Origin of the sequence: Macrococcus equipercicus, assembly GCF_004359525.2 — a bacterium.
GTDB classification, from domain to species: Bacteria; Bacillota; Bacilli; order Staphylococcales; family Staphylococcaceae; genus Macrococcus; species Macrococcus equipercicus.
This window is the reverse complement of sequence record NZ_SCWC02000002.1, coordinates 113663-133469: the sequence shown is the minus strand read 5'-3', so window position 1 is coordinate 133469 and position 19807 is coordinate 113663. Positions and strand designations below refer to the sequence as shown.

Here is a 19807-nt window from a genome sequence, read left to right as displayed (position 1 = left end):
TTTGTCCGCCTGATTACAATTATTTATGACCGTCTTGTTGATTTTACTGCTTCTTTGTCCAGTGTCAGTTCGTGACCTTTGCTGTTCACTGCAATGGTCACCGTTTGAGCGTCAACTGCACGCACTGTGCCGTGGATACCGCCGATTGTCGTCACTTTGTCTCCACGCTTCAAGCTCTGCATGAGCTGCTGCTGAGATTTCGCACGTTTCTGCCCGGGTCTGATGATCGCGAAATAAGCGACCAGCAGCAGGACTAATAACGGCAGTACATTGAATAATATCATCTGAAATTGTTCGTTCATAAGTTCCTCCTAGAAGTTTTTCGGATTTTCGACATTCAGGCCGTAATTCTCAAAGAATTCCTCTTTGTAATCCAGCAGCCTGTCATTACGGATCGCTTCTCTTACTTCTTCCATCATGTTCAGCAGGAAATGCAGATTATGGATTGTTGTCAGCCGGATCCCGAATGTCTCATCCGCTTTAATCAAGTGACGGATATACGCTTTTGTATAGTTTTTACATGTATAGCAGTCACAGTTAAGGTCAAGTGGTGTGAAATCGCGTTCATACTTCGCGTTTTTAACGACAACACGTCCCTGCGATGTCATGCAAGTACCGTTACGCGCAATGCGGGTCGGCAGCACACAGTCAAACATATCAATGCCGCGGATAGCGCCTTCAATCAGGGCATCCGGTGAGCCGACGCCCATCAAATAACGCGGTTTATTGAACGGCATCAGCGGTGTCGTATGCTCAAGCATGCGGTACATGATCGGTTTCGGTTCACCGACTGATAAGCCGCCGATTGCGTAGCCCGGGAAATCCATCGCCACGAGGTCTTTCGCACTCTGCGTGCGCAGGTCTTCATACTCACCGCCCTGAATGATGCCGAACAGCGCCTGGTCTTCAGGACGCTGATGCGCTTTCAGACAGCGCTCAGCCCAGCGTGATGTTCTTTCGATGGAATCCTTCACATATTTATATTCAGCCGGCATCGGTGGACATTCATCAAAAGCCATCATAATATCAGAGCCTAAGTCATTTTGGATATGCATCGCTTTTTCCGGGCTTAAAAAGAGCTTTGAACCGTTCAGATGATGTCTGAAATGCACACCTTCCTCTTCAATCTTGCGCATATCGCTCAGACTGAACACCTGAAAGCCGCCTGAATCAGTTAAAATCGGACCGTCCCAGTTCATGAACTTGTGCAGGCCGCCTGCCTCGCGGATGATGTCGTTACCCGGACGCAGCCATAAATGATAAGTGTTGCTTAAAATAATTTTGGCGTTCATCGCCTTCAGTTCTTCAGGGCTCATTGTTTTGACGGTCGCCTGTGTCCCGACCGGCATAAACATCGGTGTCTCAAAAGAACCATGCGGGGTATGGACGATGCCAAGACGTGCGCCTGACTGTTTACACGTTTTAATATGTTCATAAGTTACTGCTGGCATAATACTCTCCTTTAATAGATGAACATGGCATCGCCGAAACTGAAGAAACGGTATTCTTCTTCAACTGCCTGTCTGTAGGCATTCAGCACATGTTCTCTTGTTGATAAACTTGAAATCAGCATCATCAGCGTCGACTTCGGCAGATGGAAGTTCGTGATCATCGCATCAATCCCTTTGAATTCGTAGCCCGGATAGATGAAAATATCCGTCCAGCCGGATTCCTCCTGAAAATGGTCATTGCGTGAAGCGATCGTCTCAAGTGTTCTTGTAGATGTCGTTCCGACAGTGACAATCCGGTGACCCGATGCTCTTGTCTCATTTAAGAGACGTGCCGTTTCCGCCGTCATCTCATAATATTCGCTGTGCATATCATGCTCTTCGACATTGTCGACGCTCACCGGTCTGAATGTGCCAAGGCCGACATGAAGCGTAATATAAGTCACATGGACACCTTTTGCCTTGATCGTTTCCAGCAGCTCTGCTGTGAAGTGCAGACCTGCTGTCGGTGCCGCAGCAGAACCCACTGCCTTCGCATAGACCGTCTGGTAGCGTGACTGATCTTCCAGCTTCTCCTTAATATAAGGAGGCAGCGGCATCTCGCCCAGCTCTTCGAGACGTTCCTGCAGAATGCCCTCAAACTGCAGCGTCATGATCCGGCCGCCCTGCGGCAGGTTCTCTTTGCAGAGCGCTTTCAGCTTGCCGTCACCGAACGTCACGACAGAACCCGGATTAATCCGTTTGGCCGGCTTCACCAGCACTTCCCAGTCATTGCCTTCCAGCTGTTTGAGCATCAGCATCTCTACTTTTGCCCCAGTCTCTTCTTTGACACCAAACAACCGCGCGGGCATGACTTTCGTATCGTTCAGCACGAGCGTGTCACCCGGCGTCAAATAATCGATGATGTCCTTGAAATGTTTGTGGGTCACTTCACCTGTTGCTTTATTCAGCAGCATCAGCCGGCTTGACGTACGGTCAAGAAGCGGCGTCTGTGCTATTAATCGTTCCGGCAGTTCAAAATCAAAATCATTCACATTCACTGTCATTTCCTCTTTTCATTACTATACGGATAATTGAAGTGCGCATAAGCAAGCGGCGTCGCCTGTCGTCCACGGGTCGTCCGTTCAAGAAACCCTTTTTGAATCAGGAAAGGTTCATAGACGTCCTCGATAGTGACACGTTCTTCACCGACGCTGACTGCAATCGTATCGAGTCCGACCGGACCGCCGTTATAGCGTTCGATAATATTAATCATGATCTTATGATCGATATGGTCAAGCCCGTGCTTATCCACCTGCAGCATATCGAGCGACTCGGTCGTTGTGCCCGCTTCAATACGGGCTTCGCCGTTCACCTGCGCAAAGTCACGGACGCGGCGCAGCAGCCGGTTGGCAATCCGCGGCGTTCCCCGGCTTCTGCCCGCTATCTCTGCAGCTGATTCTGCATCAATCTCTACATCAAAGACTGCAGCCGTCCGTGTGATGATCTCCATTAAATCATGATCGTCATAATAATCAAGGCGCAGATGCACGCCGAATCGATCACGGAGCGGTGCAGACAGATTGCCGGCACGCGTCGTTGCGCCGACCAGCGTGAACGGCGGCAGGTCAATCCGGATGCTTCTCGCTTCGTCACCTTTACCGACTACAATATCGAGACAGAAGTCTTCCATCGCCGGATAAAGTATTTCCTCAACGACCCGCGACAGCCGGTGAATCTCATCAATGAATAAGACATCGCCTGCATTCAGTGACGATAAAATAGCTGCAAGATCTCCCGGACGTTCAATAGAAGGTCCCGAAGTCGTTCTGATATTAACGTCCAGTTCATTGGCGATGATATTGGCAAGCGTCGTTTTACCAAGACCCGGCGGTCCATAGAGCAGCACATGATCCAGCGCTTCATTCCTCAGTTTAGCTGCCTGAATAAAAATATCCAGGTTATTCTTAAGTTTCTTCTGACCGATATACTGATGGAGCAATGTCGGACGAAGACTCAGTTCTGCCTTCGCTTCCTCTATATCCATCAGCGTATCGTCCATCATCCGTTCTTCCATATCGACACTTCCTTAAGACACTAAAATCTGCAAACCACGTTTAATGTTTGCATCTACTTCACTGATGTGCTCAGTCTTCAATATTTTCTCAACTTTAGCAAGCTCCCGGCCGGAATAACCGAGCGCTTCCAGGGCAAGCAGTGCTTCACTGACTGCACTATGGTCATCATACGCCTCAAACACAGCTGACTCATCAGTGATCAACAGCTTTCCTTTTAGATCAAGAATAATCTGCCGCGCTGTCTTCTTGCCGATGCCGGGAAACTTGATTAAATAGGCTTCATTCTCCTGTTCAATCGCCTGCTTCACTTCATGCGGCGTACTTGTCGCAAGAATCGCGAGCGCCGACTTCGGACCGATCCCGGTCACTTTGATCAATGATAAAAACAGGCTTTTCTCCTCCGCGGACTGAAAACCGTACAGCGTATGTGCATCTTCACGGACAATAAGCTGCGTAAAGATCTGCAGCTCCTTATTTAAATGCTGCTGAAAACGATATGGATTAGGGGTCAGGCATTCATAGCCGACACCGCCGATATCAATGACAACATGCGTCGGTTCAATGTGATTGAGAATTCCTTTCAAATAAGCGTACATAGCTCCTCCTTACATCGTCATACCGATCAGCTGCACCTGGTTGACACCGTCGACTTTTTTCAGCCGGTCAAGCAGTTCGTTAATAGTCAGCTCAACGTATGTCGCATCCAGTGTGATCGTAATCGTTGTCTTCTCTTTAATGGGCAGACTTTGGTGAATGGTCAGCACTGAGCCCTGCTCTTTAGCGATATGCTCGAGCACCCGGTTCAACAGACCGATCGTATCATCGACATGCAGCAGCATCGTCACATGACGCTCTGCCTTCGAATTGTCCACCGGAAAGATGGTATCTTTATATTTATAGTAAGCGCTGCGGGACAAATCAAAACGTCTGACCGCATCAAAAATAGACAGCTGCGGTTCACAGTCAAGCAGTGCTTTGACTTTTAATGTCTTCTTGATGGATTCCGGCAGCACATCTTCTCTGATCAGGTAAAACTTCTTGTTATCTGACATGGCGCCCCCCTATTCTACAAATTCAAATTCCCCGCGTAAAATACGGACGATATCACCGTTTTTAGCGCCGCGTTCACGCAGTGCGTCATCGATTCCCATCGTACGCATCTGACGTGCAAAACGTCTGACAGCCGCATCACGCGTGAAGTCCGTCATCTTGAACATCCGTTCAATAGAATTTCCGCTCACGACATAGGCACCGTCATCATCGCGTGTGATTTCAAAGTGGTCCGCTGATTTTTCATGTTTATACATGACACGATGAACGCCCGTTTCCTCTTCCTGCAGGTCATAGTCGACATCTTTCGTCGCATCCAGCAGATCGGCCACCCGGTAGAGCAGTTGATCGATATTCTGGTAAGTCGCTGCACTCAGTTCAATCACTTCGATGTCACTACCTACTTCTTCTTTGAACAGCTCAAGGTTTTCGTCAGCGCCGAGCATATCCATTTTATTCGCGACGATGATCTGCGGACGTTTAGCCAGCTTTTCATTGTACTGTTTCAGCTCTTTATTGATGGTCACATAATCCTCATAAGGATCGCGTCCATCTGTCCGCCCCATATCAATGATATGAATGATGACCCGCGTCCGTTCAACGTGGCGCAGGAACTGGTGGCCGAGACCGACACCTTCAGATGCTCCTTCAATCAGACCCGGCAGGTCAGCCATGACGAAACTTCTGTTGTCCTTTGTCTGGACGACCCCGAGATTCGGCTTGATTGTCGTGAAATGATAAGCCCCGATTTTCGGTTTTGCTTTAGAGACGATGGACAACAGCGTCGACTTGCCGACGCTCGGAAAGCCGACAAGGCCGACATCTGCCATGAGTTTAAGTTCAAGCATAACTTCAAGCTCTTCTCCCGGCTCACCGTTTTCACAGAACTCAGGCGCAGGGTTCGCTGATGTTGCAAAGCGTGAGTTCCCACGACCACCGCGGCCGCCTTTTGCGACAACCGCCTGTTGTCCGTGCATGACGAGGTCAGCAATGACTTCTCCTGATTCAGCGTTTTTGATGATTGTACCCGGAGGTACTTTTAAGATAAGGTCCCGGGCACCACGGCCATGCATATTGCTGGTCTGCCCGTTCTCACCTTTATCTGCTTTGAACATCCGCTGGAAACGGAAATCAAGCAGTGTCCTTAATCCTTCGTCCACTTCAAAGATAACGGAAGCTCCTTTACCGCCGTCTCCACCGGCCGGACCACCAAGCGGTACATATTTCTCGCGTCTATAGGCGACGATACCATTTCCTCCGTCGCCTGCTTTAAGATTAATTTTGACCTGATCGACAAACATTTGAACACCTCTTTATTTGTTAATTTTAAATGCTGCTGCTATTGTAGTTTCTGTTATTTCCCAGTCAAATGCATCGTTGCCCTGCACCGCTGAATAGTCGCCTCCGGACAAGACGAAACGTATATCAATACTGTCTTCATCATCAGTCAGCTCCAGTTCTATCAGCTGCTTGTCAGCTGCAGGAATCACGCTGATGAAGGCCATCCATCGCTTCAATTGTGCAGTGACATAGTCATCACTGAAACGGTCGCCTGTCGTATTCACTTCAAACCGCCAGCTGTAATTCTGTTCTATTGTCCTATAGCTGATAACTGCTTCCAGAAAGCGCGGCCACGGCAGCTGGAACAGCTGCTGCTCTTCGTGAATTTTCTTCGTCCATAGGCCAGCTGCAGCTTTCGCTTTGTCGTACTGCTCTAATTCGAGATAGCAGCTGATCAGCTGCAGTTGATTGCTGATATCATGTTTTGCACGTGTATACACATCAAGAGCTTTCATCACATTCTCCTTTATCCTATTATAACAGAAGAGTGTACGGTGGGGGTGAACACAACGTCAAAAAGAAAAGCACTAGAACATAATGTCCAGTGCTTTAATGTATTATTATTTTGCTTCAGCATAGACAGAAACTTTCTTCTTGTCACGACCGAAACGTTCGAATTTTACGACGCCGTCGATTTTAGCGAATAGAGTATCATCTCCACCACGACCTACGTTTTCACCAGGGAAAACTTTAGTACCGCGCTGACGGTAAAGGATTGAACCACCAGTGACGTACTGACCATCAGCACGTTTAGCACCTAAACGTTTTGATTCAGAGTCACGACCGTTACGTGTAGAACCTACCCCTTTTTTCGATGCGAAAAATTGTAAGTTTAATTTCAACATGAGTTACACCTCACTTAAAGTTTAGTTTTATGAACTGCCCATATTCATCAGCGATTGTCTCGAGTGACACAATCATCGTCTGAATGATCAGCTGTGCTTCGTTATTGTTCAAGTCAATCACACGGAATTTAAAAAATCCACCATCATGTGCATAATCGATATCCGGCCGTTCATCTGTCAGTCCAAGAATTGCATTCATACTGCCGAAAACGACAGCTGATGCACCGGCACATACTAAATCCTGTCCATACGGCGCAGAATCTGCATGACCTGTCATCTCGAAATCAGTGACTTTACCATCATCATTTACAGCAATGGTTACATTAATCATTACGCGTTAATCGCTTCGATTGTTAAACGTGTGTAAGGTTGACGATGACCTTGTTTACGTTTGTAGTTCTTTTTAGGTTTGTATTTGAATACAGTGATTTTTTTACCGCGGCCGTGTTTTTCAACTGTCGCTGTAACAGTAGCACCTTCAAGAACAGGTGAACCTACTTTAACTGATTCTCCACCAACTAATAATACTTTGTCGAAAGTGAACGTCGTACCTTCTTCTGCGTTGATTTTTTCAACCCAGATCGTTTGACCTTGCTCAACTTTCAATTGTTTTCCACCAGTTTCGATAATAGCAAACATACTTGCACCTCCTAATATATTTTAAGTCACGCCGTCTGCAGGTGGATTGCTCACTTAAACCTGAAGTCGTGCGGTTGTATGTAGCTATAAACTACTCAACTTAAATATAGTATCACTCTAACTTTCAGAAGTCAACTTTATTTATAGGTTCGCTCCAATGTTTTAAGAACAAGCGGAAAGATCAGGACGATAAGCAGTAAGTTGATGAGACTGGATGGCAGACCGTGCCGGATGAGAAACTCAAAAACATTCATCGTTGTCCCGGATAATATGATAGCCATCACATAGAACACACTTTCGAACAGCAGCACGAATATAAACAGCAGCCCGATCATGACCGCAATATCTTTATAGAATACTTTAAACAGCTGATTCATCATGATAATGAACACGATATAGCTGAATGTATAGAGACCATATATCGTGCCGAGATAGACATCAGACAGCAGACCGAAAAAAGCGCCGAGAATAAGAGCGACCGTCGGATTTTTGTACACTGTGAGCATTAGTAAATAGAGCAGCACTAAATGACTTGTAAAGTAAAAATTATGGCCGAACAGCATGACCGGCATCATCGTGTTGATCAGCGTATCAAGATAAAAGAGCAGCAGTGCAATAAGCGGAATGATCACAAACTGCATTAACTGCCACTTCCTTCAGTGACTTTCGGGCTTTTCTTGGCCACGTATACTTGGGTGATATCATTCAAGTTCGCTTCTGTCTCAACATAAGCCATCTGGCTCAGACCGAATTCATCATTTTCCACCTTCTTGACTCTGCCGATTAAGATGCCTTTTGGAAACTGGCCGCCGAGACCGCTCGTCGTCACTTTAGTTCCGACTTTGACTTTGACATTGTTTTCAATGTCACTGAGGACGAGCAGACTTTTGCTGTCATCATAATGATTGATCATGCCAAAAATCTCTGAACCGCTCTGCTGCAGCGAGACACTGATCTTACTTGCTTTGACGCTCGAGGAAATCAGCTCAACCTGGCTCGAATACGCATTCACCTTTTTAATGCGGCCGACGAGTCCATTGTTGGTCATCACCGCCATATTTTCCTTGATACCTGCGGATTCACCTTTATTGATAATGAAAGTGTTCATCCATTCGTCCTGATTGCGCGCGATAATAGTAGCAATCTCAGGATCATAGTCAGCGATGCTGGCTGTTTTCAGCAGATCGCGCAGTTCCTTGTTCTCTTTCTCCAGGCGGTAGTTATCCGCTTCAACCTGGCTGAAACCTTTAATCTTCGCTTTCAGCTGTCTGTTTTCTTCTTCAGCATTCCACATATTGACTAGATTCGATAAGTTGTGCGAGATGAACAGAGCGGGATACGACACAATGCGCTGCCCGAGTGCCGCAGAATCGCCGGCAATCTGTTCAGGGACAGAAGTATTTCTTTCTCTTAATGACAGACCGACAAGCATAATAAAAATAATCAGCCCGAATAGCACAAAGACCAATTTGTTCCGACTGTAGAATTTCGGCAACTTAAACACCTCATTGATAGTAATCGTTAGTAGTTAAAGAATAACATATTTTAAATTCAATCGAAGTATATTTTTTCAATAATTATCGAGAGTTTCTTATGAAGTGCGTTTATGACATAAAAAAATAACTATCCGGAGATAATTATTTTTATTGTTATTGATACGCTGATTTTTCCTGCAGGCTGATCTGCTGACCGAGCGCTTTCAGCTGATTCTGGAGATCCTGCTCTGACTGGAACAATGTAATGTTCTTATCGCCGAAACGGTATAACAGATAATCCGAACCCCGCTCGGCAATCAAATAATCGTCATTATAACCTATGCGGGATAATCCTGACACTGCCATGAATTCCTGTTTATCCATAAAATTGAAAATATTTTTCACTTGTGTCAGTGGAATATTCCTAAATAGCTTATTGTCTTCCAAAGAATAATTAATGCCGTTCTGAACAAGATGGTCCGCCTGAGCGGTTTCTTCATTTCCCCACAAACCCATATGACCTTTAAACATTATAACTAAAACGACTGCTGCAACAATGGCAGACAGAACCACTGTCCGTATTAACCCCATAAACATTCTCAATGAAAATCTCATCGCTATCACCTCTGACATCACTATATAAGATACTACGTCAGCTGACATCGGTCTTAAGATGGAACTTCCAGCAGCATAATGTAAAACGACAGCCGCTCATTACCTTCAACGACTTCAAACTGCTGCACGTGCTGAAAACCCATGCGCTCATAAAGACGAACTGCCCGGCTGTTGAATGCAGCGACTGTCAATCTGAAGTAATTGACCTGCTGCATGTTCCTGTAGAACTCCATCAGCGCGGCCATCAGCTGTCTGCCGTAACCTTGTGATGTCAGGTCAGGACGGAGTGCCAGACCGATATCAAGGCAGTCCGTTATGATATCGTAATCGAATGCGACGGTTGCCATCTCGCCGTCACAGAAAAATCCAATCAGTTCATCATCGCAGAACGCTGCATAATAATGGCCGTTCAGGAACTCCTCGATAATGTAAAGGTCTCCTTCTATATTATAGAACTCATAGCCTTCGCCGAAATCCCAGCCGCCAATCTGTTCTGCCCAGCTGCGGGTCATCGGTCTGATTTCAATAGCTTCCATCCATTCAATCTCCTTATGATCTGCTAGTGCCCGGCCGACTGCAGACGATACATTTTAGCATACTGGCCATCATGCTGAATGAGTGCTGCGTGGTTTCCTGATTCAATAATTTCACCTTTATCCAGCACGATGATTTTGTCGGCGTTCTTAATAGTAGACAACCGGTGTGCAATAATGAACGTCGTTCTTCCCTGCTTCAGCACATCCATCGCATTCTGAATGATCTCCTCTGTCTCAGAATCAATGCTTGCCGTTGCTTCGTCCAGAATCAAGATGGCAGGATCGAACGCAAGCGCCCGTGCAAACGAGATCAGCTGACGCTGTCCGCTTGATAACGTGCTTCCTTTCTCAACGACCGGCGTATCAATACCGCGTTCCAGCCCGTGAATGACACGGTCACCACCCACTGCATTCAATGCTGCGACTGCACGCTCCCTTGAAATACGAGGGTCGTTCAACGTGATGTTGCTGAGAATAGTGCCACTGTATAAATAAGGATCCTGCAGTACAATGCCCATCGATTGTCTGAGCGACTGCTTCGTCACTGTTGTGGAATCTACACTGTCAATCAAGATCTGACCGTGAGACGGATCATAGAAACGGAACAGCAAGTTCATAATGGAACTTTTCCCGGAGCCGGTATGGCCGACGAGTGCGATGGTCTCGCCGCGGCGCGCCTGAATATTAATATGCTTCAGCACATACTGATCATTCTTATAGGCAAATGACACGTCTTTGAACTCGACCTGTCCTTGTGCAGGCATCATCTCTTTGTCTTCCATGACTTCAGGTTCTTCGTCCATCATTTCATAGACGCGGTTAGCGGACACTCTGGCCTGTTCCAGTACACTTAAGTTGTTGACCATATTAAACATCGGATTGAATAAGCGCGTCAAATAGTCGACGAGTATATACATCATCCCGACAGTCATCGCATTGGAGCCGCTGAGGAACGTTGTCCCGAATACATAGATCATAACGGCAAATATCAATGCGCGGATGGTGCCCATCAAGTTATGGCTGGTCAATGAATCCAGCTGAATGATTCTTGAATAGTTCTTCAAGTAAGTTTCATTCAGCTCATTGAACTCCGCCTGAATCTTCTGCTCCTGGTTAAATGCCTGGATAATCGTCATCCCGTTGATCGATTCATTGAGCATCGCATTCATATCACTGTTCTTCTCTCGTGTGACATGATTGTACTGGTCTGATAACTTCCGGTAGAACGTCAGCCAGGCAAACAGCAGCGGCACAACAATCAATGCTGTCAATCCCAGCTTCCAGTTGAAATAGAAAATCGCAATGATAATGCCCAGTATGTTAGCGATTCCGGAAATATAAGTCGGCAGCATCACTGTGAATAATTCAAGGATGGTCTGCGTATCGTTTGTAATTCTGGCGACGACTTTTCCGGCCGGTAAGTTGTCGAAATATTTGATAGGCAGCCGCTGCATATGGACAAATAAATGATTTCTCAAATTTTTAATCACATTGGAGCCGGCATTCTGAAAATAAATGGTCTGATAATAACTCAATACAGCATTGATCACAGCGACCACTGCATACAATGCAAGCAGTTGATAAATCGGTGCCATATTAATGACCCCTGACTTCGCAGGTCTCACATGATCATCAATAATGGTCATAGCGATGATTGGTCCGATAAGTTCTGCCATCACGGCTAGAATCAAGATAACCAGACCGATAATGAACATACGCTTATATTGCATGGCTTCTTTGAACAAGCGTTTCGTCACTGACATTACAGTTCCTCCTCCCCTAACTGCTGACGGTCAAACTGTTCCTTATACCAGCCGCCTGACTGCAGCAGCTCCTGATGCCTTCCTTGCTGAACAATCTTTCCGCGGTCCATGACAACAATCAGGTCAGCGTGCTGCACGGCTGACAACCGGTGCGTAGCGATGACTGTTGTTTTCCCCCGTCTTGACTGCTGAATATTACTGATGATTGCTGTTTCCGTCTTCGCATCTACCGCTGACAATGAATCATCAAGTATTAATATTTCAGGGTCTTTGATCATCGCCCGTGCAATTGAGATGCGCTGCTTCTGACCACCTGAAATAGCGATTCCTTTCTCCCCGACCAATGTCTCAAGGCCCTGCGGCAGCCGTCTGACATCTTCCGTGAAGTTTGCGAGATGGATGGCATGCTGGATTTCTTCATCGGTTGCGTCCGGACGGCCGAACTTAATGTTTTCTTTCACCGTTCTTGAAAACAGTATATTTTCCTGGGAGACATAGCCGATTTTCTTTCTGACATCTACTTTTGTCATATGCTGGATGACATGACCACCAAGTGATATATTGCCCTGCCCTACCGGATATTCCTTCAGAATCTGCTTGATCAATGTCGTCTTACCGCTTCCGGTCGGACCGACGATACCAAGCGTCTGACCTGCCTCCACCTGAATATTGATGTCTGTTAAGTTCGCCGTTTCACTGAGCGGATACTGGAAGTCAACATGCTGGAAGGCCACTTGATGACCGTCAGGTATGACAGCATCAACCGGATCCAGCAGCACATCCTGTTCATCGAGCACCGCCATGACACGGTCAAGCGATGCATTCCCGCGCTGCATAATATTGAAGAGAAGACCAATGGCAAACATCGGCCAGACAAGCATGTTCAAATAGACGTTAAATGTAATCAGCCCGCCGATAGTGATCTCACCTTGATTGACAAGAAAACTGCCATATCCTAATGCAATAATAAAACTTAGCATTGTCACAATAATCGTCAGCGGCTTGAACAGGGCATCCAGACGCTCCACATGCATGAATTTGTTGACGACATCTGTTGTCATCGCAAAAAACTTATTGTTCAAGTTGTCTTCCTGCGCGAATGCACGCGTCACGCGAATTCCTTCAATGGATTCAAGGACATCATCATTCATGTCACCGAACGCATCCTGGCTCACTGTATAACGCTCGTGAATCAGCTTACCGAGCTTCTGCTCGACAAGCGCAAGAAACGGCAGCGGCAGCAGTGCAAATAACGTCAACTTCCATGAGATAGTGAATCCCATCATCAAAATGATGGTCGCCATAAAAGTCGTGCTGTCGATCAATGTCAGAATCCCGAAACCGACAGTCTGTCTGATGGCTGATAAATCATTGGTCGCTCTTGCCATCAAGTCACCTGTTCTGTTCTTCTCATAAAAACTCGGACTCATCGTCAGAAACTTCGCCATCAATTTCCGGCGCATCAGACTTTCCAGCAGCTGTGAGCCGTTGAACAGTAAATAGCGCCAGAAATAATGAATCATATAGCCGACGACGGTCAGTCCGACGAAGAAGACGAGAATCTCGGTCAGTAGTTTCCGTGTCAGCGTGCCTGTATTGATGTAGTCAATCGTCCTGCCGATGATCCACGGCGGCAGAATCTCTGTCACGTTGGCAGCAAGCAGCAGCAGCACAGCAATCAAATACCGTTTCTTTTCCTGCTCAAAAAACCAGCTTAATTTAAATAGTACGGAAAACATAAGTTCACTCCTTTTCTGTCAATCATGCTGTCCTAAACGCAAAAAAACGCACACCTTCCGAATGGAAAGCATGCGCTTTAAACGTAAGGAGTTATACTCCTCCAATAAACTAAAAAACAGCCCATTGAGGAGGAAGATATGAAATTACGAGCAGTTTATCCTGATAGTTTTTCATGGTCTTATCCTCCTTTTCTTAATTTTCAATATTATCATAATTCAAAAAACTAAGTTTGGCAATATAAATATTCGTTTTCCGAACAATTATCTTTTCAGCCATTTTTTAATGACGAACAGAAACAGCACAGAGAGCAGCCCCCAGATGACTCCTGCGGCAAGCGCGCTGAGCACAACGCTGATGATACTTCCCGCATATGTATTCTTCAGCAGTGTAAAGAAAATAATCGGAAATAGGCTCATACCGGCAAATGCCATTATAAATGTCGTCACAAAATGCTTTCTTACAATCACGGGTTCTTTGTTCAATATGCTGTACATATAGACCATCGGGGCTATCAGCAGCAGCAGAAAAATCGTCGCAAATATATCCATAGTTCACCTCTCCCTAATTATAGCGGATAGCTGAACAGATAACACTACAGCAGCCCTTTTTCCTTGATGCTGACAAACGTACCGTCACCGATGATCAAGTGATCCAGCACCTCTATGCCGAACATCGTCCCGCAGTTCATCAGCCGCTTCGTCGCTTCGATGTCTTCGACAGACGGCGTCGGATCACCGGATGGATGATTGTGGACTACGATGATATTTGCAGCCGACCGCTTGACCGCCTCCCGGAATACTTCACGCGGATGCACAATCGATGCATTCAATGACCCTTTAAAGATCAGCTGTTCATGAATAATGATATTTTTTGTGTTTAAATATAAGCCGATAAAGTGCTCCTGCGTATAATAGCGCATCCGCTCCATCAAAAGATCAGCGACACATTGCGGAGTTTTAATGCGTATTTTATCTTCCAGCGAGTGCGTATGCATGCGTACCGCAAGTTCAATCATCGCAAGCATGGTCACCGCCTTCTTTTCGCCGATTCCCCGGATCTCCCTCAGTTCCTGCAGTGTCAAATACCTCAATTCTCTGACGTTGCCGACTTGATTCAGTACTTTATTGGCGACTTCAAGCACGGATTCGTCCTTAGTTCCTGTATTGATGACAATGGCCAGCAGCTCCTGGTTGGTGAGCTGCTCGGGGCCATAGGTCATCAGGCGTTCGCGTGGTTTATCATGTTCAATCATCGTCAGCATCAAGTTAAAAAACCTCCGAAATAAATAGAATATAATTCATCGTAGTAAAAGAGCACAATCATCGTGCTTGTCGCAATGAAAGGAACAAACGGAATCTTCTTCAGCTGGTTCTTATAGCAGAGAAAGATGATGGCGGCAATGCCGCCGATGACATAAGTGAGCATAAAAATGAGCACGAAATACGGCCAGGGCAGAAAGAGCGACATGACAGAAAGCAGCTTCACATCGCCGTAACCGATACTTCCCGTCAGAAAATAAAATAAATGCAGCAGCAGAATCATCAGACCGGCTGACAACAGATGACCAAAATCCAGCAGCTGCTCAACGTTGAAGATCAGCAGCAGCAGAAAAAAGAGGAACGTCATATGGTCCGGAATACGAAAATGATACGTATCATAAATCGCAAGCGGTACTAGAAAGCAGATCAAGAGCACACAGTTGGCGGTCATCTCGTCAGGACGGGCGGTCAACAGCAGAAACATAAGCGCAAACAGCACTTCAACGACAACGTGACTGACAGGTATACGCTGACGGCACAGCCTGCATCTGCCGCGCTGCATGAAATAACTTAATACAGGAATCAGTTCATACCAGCCAAGAGACTTGCCGCATGACTGACAATGCGACCGTCTCAATAAAGAACCCTCGTTATCCATTACACACCACATAAAAGAACCGATCACACTACCGATGATCATCGACCACATATTATCACCTCCATCATTGATAGTTCTACTGTATAACAGACAAATCTGTTCGTAAAAATACAGAAAATGATGAAACTCCAAAAAAATCCTGCAGATTTTGATGAACGTCGTCGTTTTCATCAAAATCTGCAGGATTAGTGATCGTTTTCAGGAAAATGAGCAGTGATTATCATTATGAGCCAAAAAATTGTTAGTCATCAAGTTATAGAAACAGACAATCAGGGCAGATCGCGACCCTAATCAGCGCAATCTTCCAGACAAACTTCAGCCATCTTGTATAAAGGATGCCGGCCGCTGCAAGCAGTGACGCATGTAAGCCGGGCGTAAGAATAAGCAGTAAAGCGTATTGATGCGGTAATCTTGTCTCCATAGGAAAAATCAAATAACCATTAGTTATTTTTTAAATAATTTTTCACGGCGCTGATGAAATAAAGACTGCCGGTCACAAGCAGCAGATCTCCGTCATAGTTTTTAATGAGCGAGCCGTAATCTTTCACTTTCTCGACGCGTTCATGTTCGACATTCTCATAGATGACATCGACAGGCAGCGCTTTAGGGAAGTCAAACTCCGTGACATAAAACGTCGCGGCGATGTCTTCAAGCGCCATCAGCATGCTGCCGATCGGTTTACCGTCAATCGCACTGAACAGCACATCGATGCGCCGGTCCGGATAATGCGTATTCATCGTTTCCACAAGGACATCGATGGACTCCTTGTTGTGGGCGCCGTCCAGTATGATGGTCGGATGGTCCTGAATCTTCTCAATGCGGCCGGTCCATGTCGTCTCCTCAATGGCTTCAATCATCTTGTTGAAATCAAGCATGATCATGCCGCGTTCGAACATTTCTATCAGTGTAGTGATGGCCACTGCAGCATTTTCCTGCTGATGTCTGCCGATCATCTTCAGTTCAATATGCTCCAGTTCATAGTCTTTGTAACGGTATGTGAATTCCCTGCCGAAAGGAATGACATGGAAATCCCGTGTCAGTTCAATCGCTTTCGCATGATAATGTTCGGCCTGCTGAATGACATAGTTACGCGCCTCATCATTTTTGATCGCATAGACAAGTGGTACGCCGGGCTTGACGACACCCGCTTTTTCTTTAGCGATATCAAGGTATGTGTCACCTATAATGTTCGTATGGTCAAGACCAATGCTTGTCAGCACCGTCATTACGGGTACAAAAACGTTCGTTGAATCATTCTTCGCACCGAGTCCTGCCTCAACGACAACAAAGTCAACCGGGTGGATTTCACCGAAATAAAGGAACATCATCAATGTGATGATTTCAAACTCTGTCGCCTGACCGAGTTCTGTTTCGGCAGCCAGCTGTTCACTGACTGGTCTGACACGGTCAACAAGACAGACGATGTCGTCATCTGTTATCGGCTGACCATTCAAGCTGATACGCTCGTTGAAAGTCTCGATATAAGGAGACGTAAACGTACCGACCTGATAGTTGTTAGCCATCAGCACATTCTTCAAATAGCTGACGGTCGAACCTTTGCCGTTCGTCCCGACGACATGAATGCCGTTAATATGCTGCTCTGGATTGCCTAGACGGTCAAGCATCCAGCGCATCCGTTTGACACCCGGCTTGATTCCAAACTTCGTCCGCTCATGTATCCAGTATAAACTCTCTAAATAATCCATAATTTCGCCTCTACTTTAATTGTGCTAAACGTTCTTTCACAGCGTTATAGCGCTCTGTATAAGTGAGCTGCTTTTCTTTTTCTTCGTTGATGACTTTCTCCGGTGCTTTTGATACAAAGCGTTCATTGGCAAGCTTGTTGTTGACACGGTCAAGCTCCTGCTGCCATTTTTCAAGTTCTTTTGTCAGACGGGCGCGTTCCTTATCCATGTCAATCAGACCTTCCAGCGGCAGAATGATTTCTACACCTGCAACAGGTAAAGTCATCGCTTTGTCGATCGTCTCCGGCTGCTCACTGATAATCAGTTCTGACGGATTACAGAAACGCTCCAGATAGAAGCGGTTCTCTTCCAGCTTCGCTGTAATAGCATGATGATTTGTCTTGATGATCATCGGTATTTCTTTTGACATCGGTGTATTGACTTCATTCCGGGCAGTACGGACTGCACGGATAATCTCCATGAGCTGCTCCATATCCTGTTTGGAAGATAAATCAGACCATTCGTCGCGGACGACCGGCCACGACGCCGTCACGATTGACTCGCCTTCGTGCGGCAAGTTCTGCCAGATGGATTCTGTGACAAACGGCATAAACGGATGCAGCATACGCATAATCTGATCCAGCGTGTAAGCAAGAATAGAACGGGTCGTCTGCTGCGCTTCCTCGTCGTCTCCGTTCATCGGAATCTTACTCATCTCAATGTACCAGTCACAGAAATCATCCCAGATGAAGTTATACAGGCTGCGGCCTACTTCACCGAATTCATATTTCTCAGCAAGACGTGTCACTTCTTCAATGGTTTCATTCAGCCGCGTCAGAATCCACTTATCAGCCACTGACTTTTTACCGCCCCAGTTAATATCTGCGACCGTGAAATCGTCACCGATGTTCATCAAGCTGAAACGGGAGGCGTTCCAGATCTTATTGATGAAATTCCATGCTGCTTCCACTTTCTCTGTCGAGTAGCGTAAGTCCTGCCCCGGTGTCGAGCCGGTTGCCAGGAAGTAACGCAGGGCATCCGCTCCGTATTTGTCGATGACATCCATCGGATCAACACCATTACCCAGCGATTTACTCATCTTACGGCCGTCTTCCGCCCGTACAAGCCCGTGAATAAGCACGTTATCAAATGGGCGTCTACCTGTAAACTCAAGTCCCTGGAAGATCATGCGTGCGACCCAGAAGAAGATAATATCATAGCCGGTAACAAGGACATTCGTCGGATAGAACTCCTTGAAGTCTGCTGCGTCAACGTTCGGCCAGCCGAGCGTTGAGAACGGCCAGAGCGCACTTGAGAACCATGTATCCAGCACATCCGCGTCCTGCGTCCAGTTCTCAGTATCCGCCGGTGCTGTTTTACCGACATAAAGTTCGCCCGTCTCATTATGATACCACGCCGGAATCTGGTGCCCCCACCAAAGCTGACGGGAAATACACCAGTCATGTATACCTTCCATCCAGCGGTTGAAAGTTCCTTCAAAGCGCGGCGGAATGAAATCGATACGGTCCTCCGTCTCTTGATTAGCCAGTGCCTGTTCAGCAAGCGGCGCCATCTTGACGAACCACTGCGTCGATAAGTAAGGCTCAACGACTGCACCGCTTCGTTCGCTGTGACCGACCTGGTGAATATGTTTCTCGACTTTTACGAGCTCACCGCTCTCCTTTAAGTCAGCAATCAGCTGTTTGCGGCAGTCAAAGCGGTCCATGCCCGCGTATGGACCAGCCAGCTGATTCATCGTGCCGTCTTCATTCATGACATTGATGCGCGCAAGGTTATGACGGTTACCGATCTCAAAGTCATTCGGATCATGGGCAGGCGTCACTTTCATCGCCCCTGTACCGAAGTCCTTCTCAACATAGTCATCACCAAGCACCGGAATCTCACGGCCGAGCAGCGGTAAGATGACCGTCTTACCGATCATGTGCTGATAACGTTCGTCTTCAGGATGCACGACAACTGCAGTGTCGCCGAGCAGCGTCTCAGGACGAGTCGTCGCGATCTCGATGAAGCCGCTGCCATCACTCAGTGGATAGTTGATGTGATAAAAAGCACCCTCAATTTCCTCGTGAATGACTTCGATGTCGCTCAGTGCTGTACGTGCAGCAGGATCCCAGTTGATAATCCGCTCACCGCGGTAGACCAGCCCTTTTTCGTACATCTTAACGAACACTTCGCGCACTGCCTCAGACAGCCCTTCATCCAGTGTGAAGCGTTCACGTGAGTAATCGAGGCCGAGACCGAGCTTCGCCCATTGCTCACGAATGAATCCGGCATATTCCTCTTTCCATTCCATCGTCTGCTCCAGAAACTTCTCACGGCCGATATCATGACGTGAAATACCGTCAGCGCGCAGCTTTGCTTCTACTTTTGCCTGTGTCGCAATCCCGGCATGGTCCATACCCGGCAAGTACAATGTATTGTAGCCCTGCATCCGCTTCATACGTGTGATGATATCCTGCAGCGTTGTATCCCATGCATGGCCGATATGCAGCTTCCCTGTCACGTTCGGCGGCGGAATGACAATAGTAAACGGCTTCTTGTCAGAGCCGCTTTCCGCTTTAAACAGTGCGTCGTCCACCCATTTCTTATATGTGCCTTCTTCAACTAGTTCATGATTGTATTTAGTATCCATCCAGTAACCTCCAATTAATCATATGGTAATGCTCAGAAAACAA

General features: G+C 46.7%; 23 protein-coding genes and 1 other annotated feature. All 23 genes read right to left on the bottom strand.

Annotated elements, in window-relative coordinates; translation table 11 throughout:
- Window positions 1-23: 23 nt before the first annotated feature.
- Window positions 24-302: a preprotein translocase subunit YajC gene (yajC, locus tag ERX35_RS03210; protein WP_246143107.1), complete on the bottom strand. Its 279-nt coding sequence runs from the start codon at window positions 300-302 to the stop codon at window positions 24-26.
- A gap of 9 nt (window positions 303-311) precedes the next feature.
- Window positions 312-1451, bottom strand: a complete 1140-nt coding sequence (tgt, locus tag ERX35_RS03205) for a tRNA guanosine(34) transglycosylase Tgt (protein WP_149458478.1) — start codon at window positions 1449-1451, stop codon at window positions 312-314.
- 11 nt (window positions 1452-1462) lie between these two features.
- The gene (gene queA, locus ERX35_RS03200) at window positions 1463-2488 is read right to left on the bottom strand and encodes a tRNA preQ1(34) S-adenosylmethionine ribosyltransferase-isomerase QueA (RefSeq protein ID WP_149458840.1); all 1026 of its coding nucleotides are present in this window, start codon (window positions 2486-2488) and stop codon (window positions 1463-1465) included.
- A 2-nt stretch (window positions 2489-2490) separates the two neighbouring features.
- The gene (ruvB, locus tag ERX35_RS03195; RefSeq protein WP_149458477.1) at window positions 2491-3504 is read right to left on the bottom strand and encodes a Holliday junction branch migration DNA helicase RuvB; all 1014 of its coding nucleotides are present in this window, start codon (window positions 3502-3504) and stop codon (window positions 2491-2493) included.
- Window positions 3505-3516: 12 nt separating this feature from the next.
- Window positions 3517-4101 carry a Holliday junction branch migration protein RuvA gene (ruvA, locus tag ERX35_RS03190; RefSeq protein WP_149458476.1) on the bottom strand — a complete coding sequence of 195 codons (585 nt, stop codon included), beginning with the start codon at window positions 4099-4101 and terminating at the stop codon, window positions 3517-3519.
- 9 nt (window positions 4102-4110) lie between these two features.
- Window positions 4111-4557, bottom strand: a complete 447-nt coding sequence (locus ERX35_RS03185) for an ACT domain-containing protein (RefSeq protein WP_149458475.1) — start codon at window positions 4555-4557, stop codon at window positions 4111-4113.
- Between the two features lie 9 nt (window positions 4558-4566).
- Window positions 4567-5856: a GTPase ObgE gene (gene obgE, locus ERX35_RS03180; RefSeq protein ID WP_149458474.1), complete on the bottom strand. Its 1290-nt coding sequence runs from the start codon at window positions 5854-5856 to the stop codon at window positions 4567-4569.
- A 12-nt stretch (window positions 5857-5868) separates the two neighbouring features.
- Complete coding sequence (locus ERX35_RS03175) at window positions 5869-6351, bottom strand: Spo0B domain-containing protein (protein WP_149458473.1); 483 nt, start codon at window positions 6349-6351, stop codon at window positions 5869-5871.
- 105 nt (window positions 6352-6456) lie between these two features.
- Window positions 6457-6741 carry a 50S ribosomal protein L27 gene (gene rpmA / locus ERX35_RS03170; protein ID WP_149458472.1) on the bottom strand — a complete coding sequence of 95 codons (285 nt, stop codon included), beginning with the start codon at window positions 6739-6741 and terminating at the stop codon, window positions 6457-6459.
- Between the two features lie 10 nt (window positions 6742-6751).
- Entirely contained in the window at window positions 6752-7072 is a 321-nt protein-coding gene (locus tag ERX35_RS03165; RefSeq protein ID WP_149458471.1) for a ribosomal-processing cysteine protease Prp, read from the bottom strand.
- Complete coding sequence (gene rplU / locus ERX35_RS03160; protein ID WP_149458470.1) at window positions 7072-7380, bottom strand: 50S ribosomal protein L21; 309 nt, start codon at window positions 7378-7380, stop codon at window positions 7072-7074. Before rplU ends, ERX35_RS03165 begins: the two co-directional genes overlap by 1 nt.
- 14 nt (window positions 7381-7394) lie before the next feature.
- Window positions 7395-7466: a sequence feature (ribosomal protein L21 leader region), on the bottom strand.
- Window positions 7467-7517: 51 nt separating this feature from the next.
- Entirely contained in the window at window positions 7518-8021 is a 504-nt protein-coding gene (gene mreD, locus ERX35_RS03155; protein WP_149458469.1) for a rod shape-determining protein MreD, read from the bottom strand.
- Entirely contained in the window at window positions 8021-8839 is an 819-nt protein-coding gene (gene mreC, locus ERX35_RS03150) for a rod shape-determining protein MreC (protein ID WP_246143120.1), read from the bottom strand. Before mreC ends, mreD begins: the two co-directional genes overlap by 1 nt.
- A gap of 190 nt (window positions 8840-9029) precedes the next feature.
- The gene (locus tag ERX35_RS03145) at window positions 9030-9470 is read right to left on the bottom strand and encodes a DUF4930 family protein (protein ID WP_170234520.1); all 441 of its coding nucleotides are present in this window, start codon (window positions 9468-9470) and stop codon (window positions 9030-9032) included.
- A 53-nt stretch (window positions 9471-9523) separates the two neighbouring features.
- The gene (locus ERX35_RS03140) at window positions 9524-10006 is read right to left on the bottom strand and encodes a GNAT family N-acetyltransferase (RefSeq protein WP_149458466.1); all 483 of its coding nucleotides are present in this window, start codon (window positions 10004-10006) and stop codon (window positions 9524-9526) included.
- Window positions 10007-10029: 23 nt separating this feature from the next.
- Window positions 10030-11769, bottom strand: a complete 1740-nt coding sequence (locus tag ERX35_RS03135; protein WP_149458465.1) for an ABC transporter ATP-binding protein — start codon at window positions 11767-11769, stop codon at window positions 10030-10032.
- Entirely contained in the window at window positions 11769-13508 is a 1740-nt protein-coding gene (locus ERX35_RS03130; RefSeq protein ID WP_149458464.1) for an ABC transporter ATP-binding protein, read from the bottom strand. Before ERX35_RS03130 ends, ERX35_RS03135 begins: the two co-directional genes overlap by 1 nt.
- Before the next feature lie 261 nt (window positions 13509-13769).
- Entirely contained in the window at window positions 13770-14057 is a 288-nt protein-coding gene (locus ERX35_RS03125) for a hypothetical protein (RefSeq protein WP_149458463.1), read from the bottom strand.
- A 44-nt stretch (window positions 14058-14101) separates the two neighbouring features.
- Window positions 14102-14770: a RadC family protein gene (radC, locus tag ERX35_RS03120; RefSeq protein WP_149458839.1), complete on the bottom strand. Its 669-nt coding sequence runs from the start codon at window positions 14768-14770 to the stop codon at window positions 14102-14104.
- Window positions 14770-15477, bottom strand: a complete 708-nt coding sequence (locus ERX35_RS03115; RefSeq protein WP_170234519.1) for a prepilin peptidase — start codon at window positions 15475-15477, stop codon at window positions 14770-14772. Before ERX35_RS03115 ends, radC begins: the two co-directional genes overlap by 1 nt.
- A gap of 202 nt (window positions 15478-15679) precedes the next feature.
- Window positions 15680-15847, bottom strand: coding sequence for a hypothetical protein (locus ERX35_RS11390; RefSeq protein WP_170234518.1), 168 nt, complete (start codon window positions 15845-15847; stop codon window positions 15680-15682).
- A gap of 19 nt (window positions 15848-15866) precedes the next feature.
- Window positions 15867-17132 (bottom strand): bifunctional folylpolyglutamate synthase/dihydrofolate synthase, encoded by a 1266-nt coding sequence (locus ERX35_RS03110; RefSeq protein ID WP_149458461.1) that lies wholly within the window; start codon window positions 17130-17132, stop codon window positions 15867-15869.
- A gap of 10 nt (window positions 17133-17142) precedes the next feature.
- A complete protein-coding gene (locus ERX35_RS03105) occupies window positions 17143-19764 on the bottom strand; it encodes a valine--tRNA ligase (RefSeq protein WP_149458460.1) in 2622 nt (873 codons plus the stop codon).
- Between the last annotated feature and the right edge of the window lie 43 nt (window positions 19765-19807).

Excerpts from the sequence above, each read along its gene's own strand:
- yajC (WP_246143107.1), bottom strand. The coding sequence starts at position 302 with ATGAACGAACAATTTCAGATGATATTATTCAATGTACTGCCGTTATTA.
- tgt (WP_149458478.1), bottom strand. The coding sequence starts at position 1,451 with ATGCCAGCAGTAACTTATGAACATATTAAAACGTGTAAACAGTCAGGC.
- ruvB (WP_149458477.1), bottom strand. The coding sequence starts at position 3,504 with ATGGAAGAACGGATGATGGACGATACGCTGATGGATATAGAGGAAGCG.
- ruvA (WP_149458476.1), bottom strand. The coding sequence starts at position 4,101 with ATGTACGCTTATTTGAAAGGAATTCTCAATCACATTGAACCGACGCAT.
- ERX35_RS03185 (WP_149458475.1), bottom strand. The coding sequence starts at position 4,557 with ATGTCAGATAACAAGAAGTTTTACCTGATCAGAGAAGATGTGCTGCCG.
- obgE (WP_149458474.1), bottom strand. The coding sequence starts at position 5,856 with ATGTTTGTCGATCAGGTCAAAATTAATCTTAAAGCAGGCGACGGAGGA.
- ERX35_RS03175 (WP_149458473.1), bottom strand. The coding sequence starts at position 6,351 with ATGAAAGCTCTTGATGTGTATACACGTGCAAAACATGATATCAGCAAT.
- rpmA (WP_149458472.1), bottom strand. The coding sequence starts at position 6,741 with ATGTTGAAATTAAACTTACAATTTTTCGCATCGAAAAAAGGGGTAGGT.
- ERX35_RS03165 (WP_149458471.1), bottom strand. The coding sequence starts at position 7,072 with ATGATTAATGTAACCATTGCTGTAAATGATGATGGTAAAGTCACTGAT.
- rplU (WP_149458470.1), bottom strand. The coding sequence starts at position 7,380 with ATGTTTGCTATTATCGAAACTGGTGGAAAACAATTGAAAGTTGAGCAA.
- mreD (WP_149458469.1), bottom strand. The coding sequence starts at position 8,021 with ATGCAGTTTGTGATCATTCCGCTTATTGCACTGCTGCTCTTTTATCTT.
- ERX35_RS03145 (WP_170234520.1), bottom strand. The coding sequence starts at position 9,470 with ATGAGATTTTCATTGAGAATGTTTATGGGGTTAATACGGACAGTGGTT.
- ERX35_RS03140 (WP_149458466.1), bottom strand. The coding sequence starts at position 10,006 with ATGGAAGCTATTGAAATCAGACCGATGACCCGCAGCTGGGCAGAACAG.
- ERX35_RS03135 (WP_149458465.1), bottom strand. The coding sequence starts at position 11,769 with ATGTCAGTGACGAAACGCTTGTTCAAAGAAGCCATGCAATATAAGCGT.
- ERX35_RS03130 (WP_149458464.1), bottom strand. The coding sequence starts at position 13,508 with ATGTTTTCCGTACTATTTAAATTAAGCTGGTTTTTTGAGCAGGAAAAG.
- ERX35_RS03125 (WP_149458463.1), bottom strand. The coding sequence starts at position 14,057 with ATGGATATATTTGCGACGATTTTTCTGCTGCTGCTGATAGCCCCGATG.
- radC (WP_149458839.1), bottom strand. The coding sequence starts at position 14,770 with ATGCTGACGATGATTGAACATGATAAACCACGCGAACGCCTGATGACC.
- ERX35_RS03115 (WP_170234519.1), bottom strand. The coding sequence starts at position 15,477 with ATGTGGTCGATGATCATCGGTAGTGTGATCGGTTCTTTTATGTGGTGT.
- ERX35_RS11390 (WP_170234518.1), bottom strand. The coding sequence starts at position 15,847 with ATGGAGACAAGATTACCGCATCAATACGCTTTACTGCTTATTCTTACG.
- ERX35_RS03110 (WP_149458461.1), bottom strand. The coding sequence starts at position 17,132 with ATGGATTATTTAGAGAGTTTATACTGGATACATGAGCGGACGAAGTTT.
- ERX35_RS03105 (WP_149458460.1), bottom strand. The coding sequence starts at position 19,764 with ATGGATACTAAATACAATCATGAACTAGTTGAAGAAGGCACATATAAG.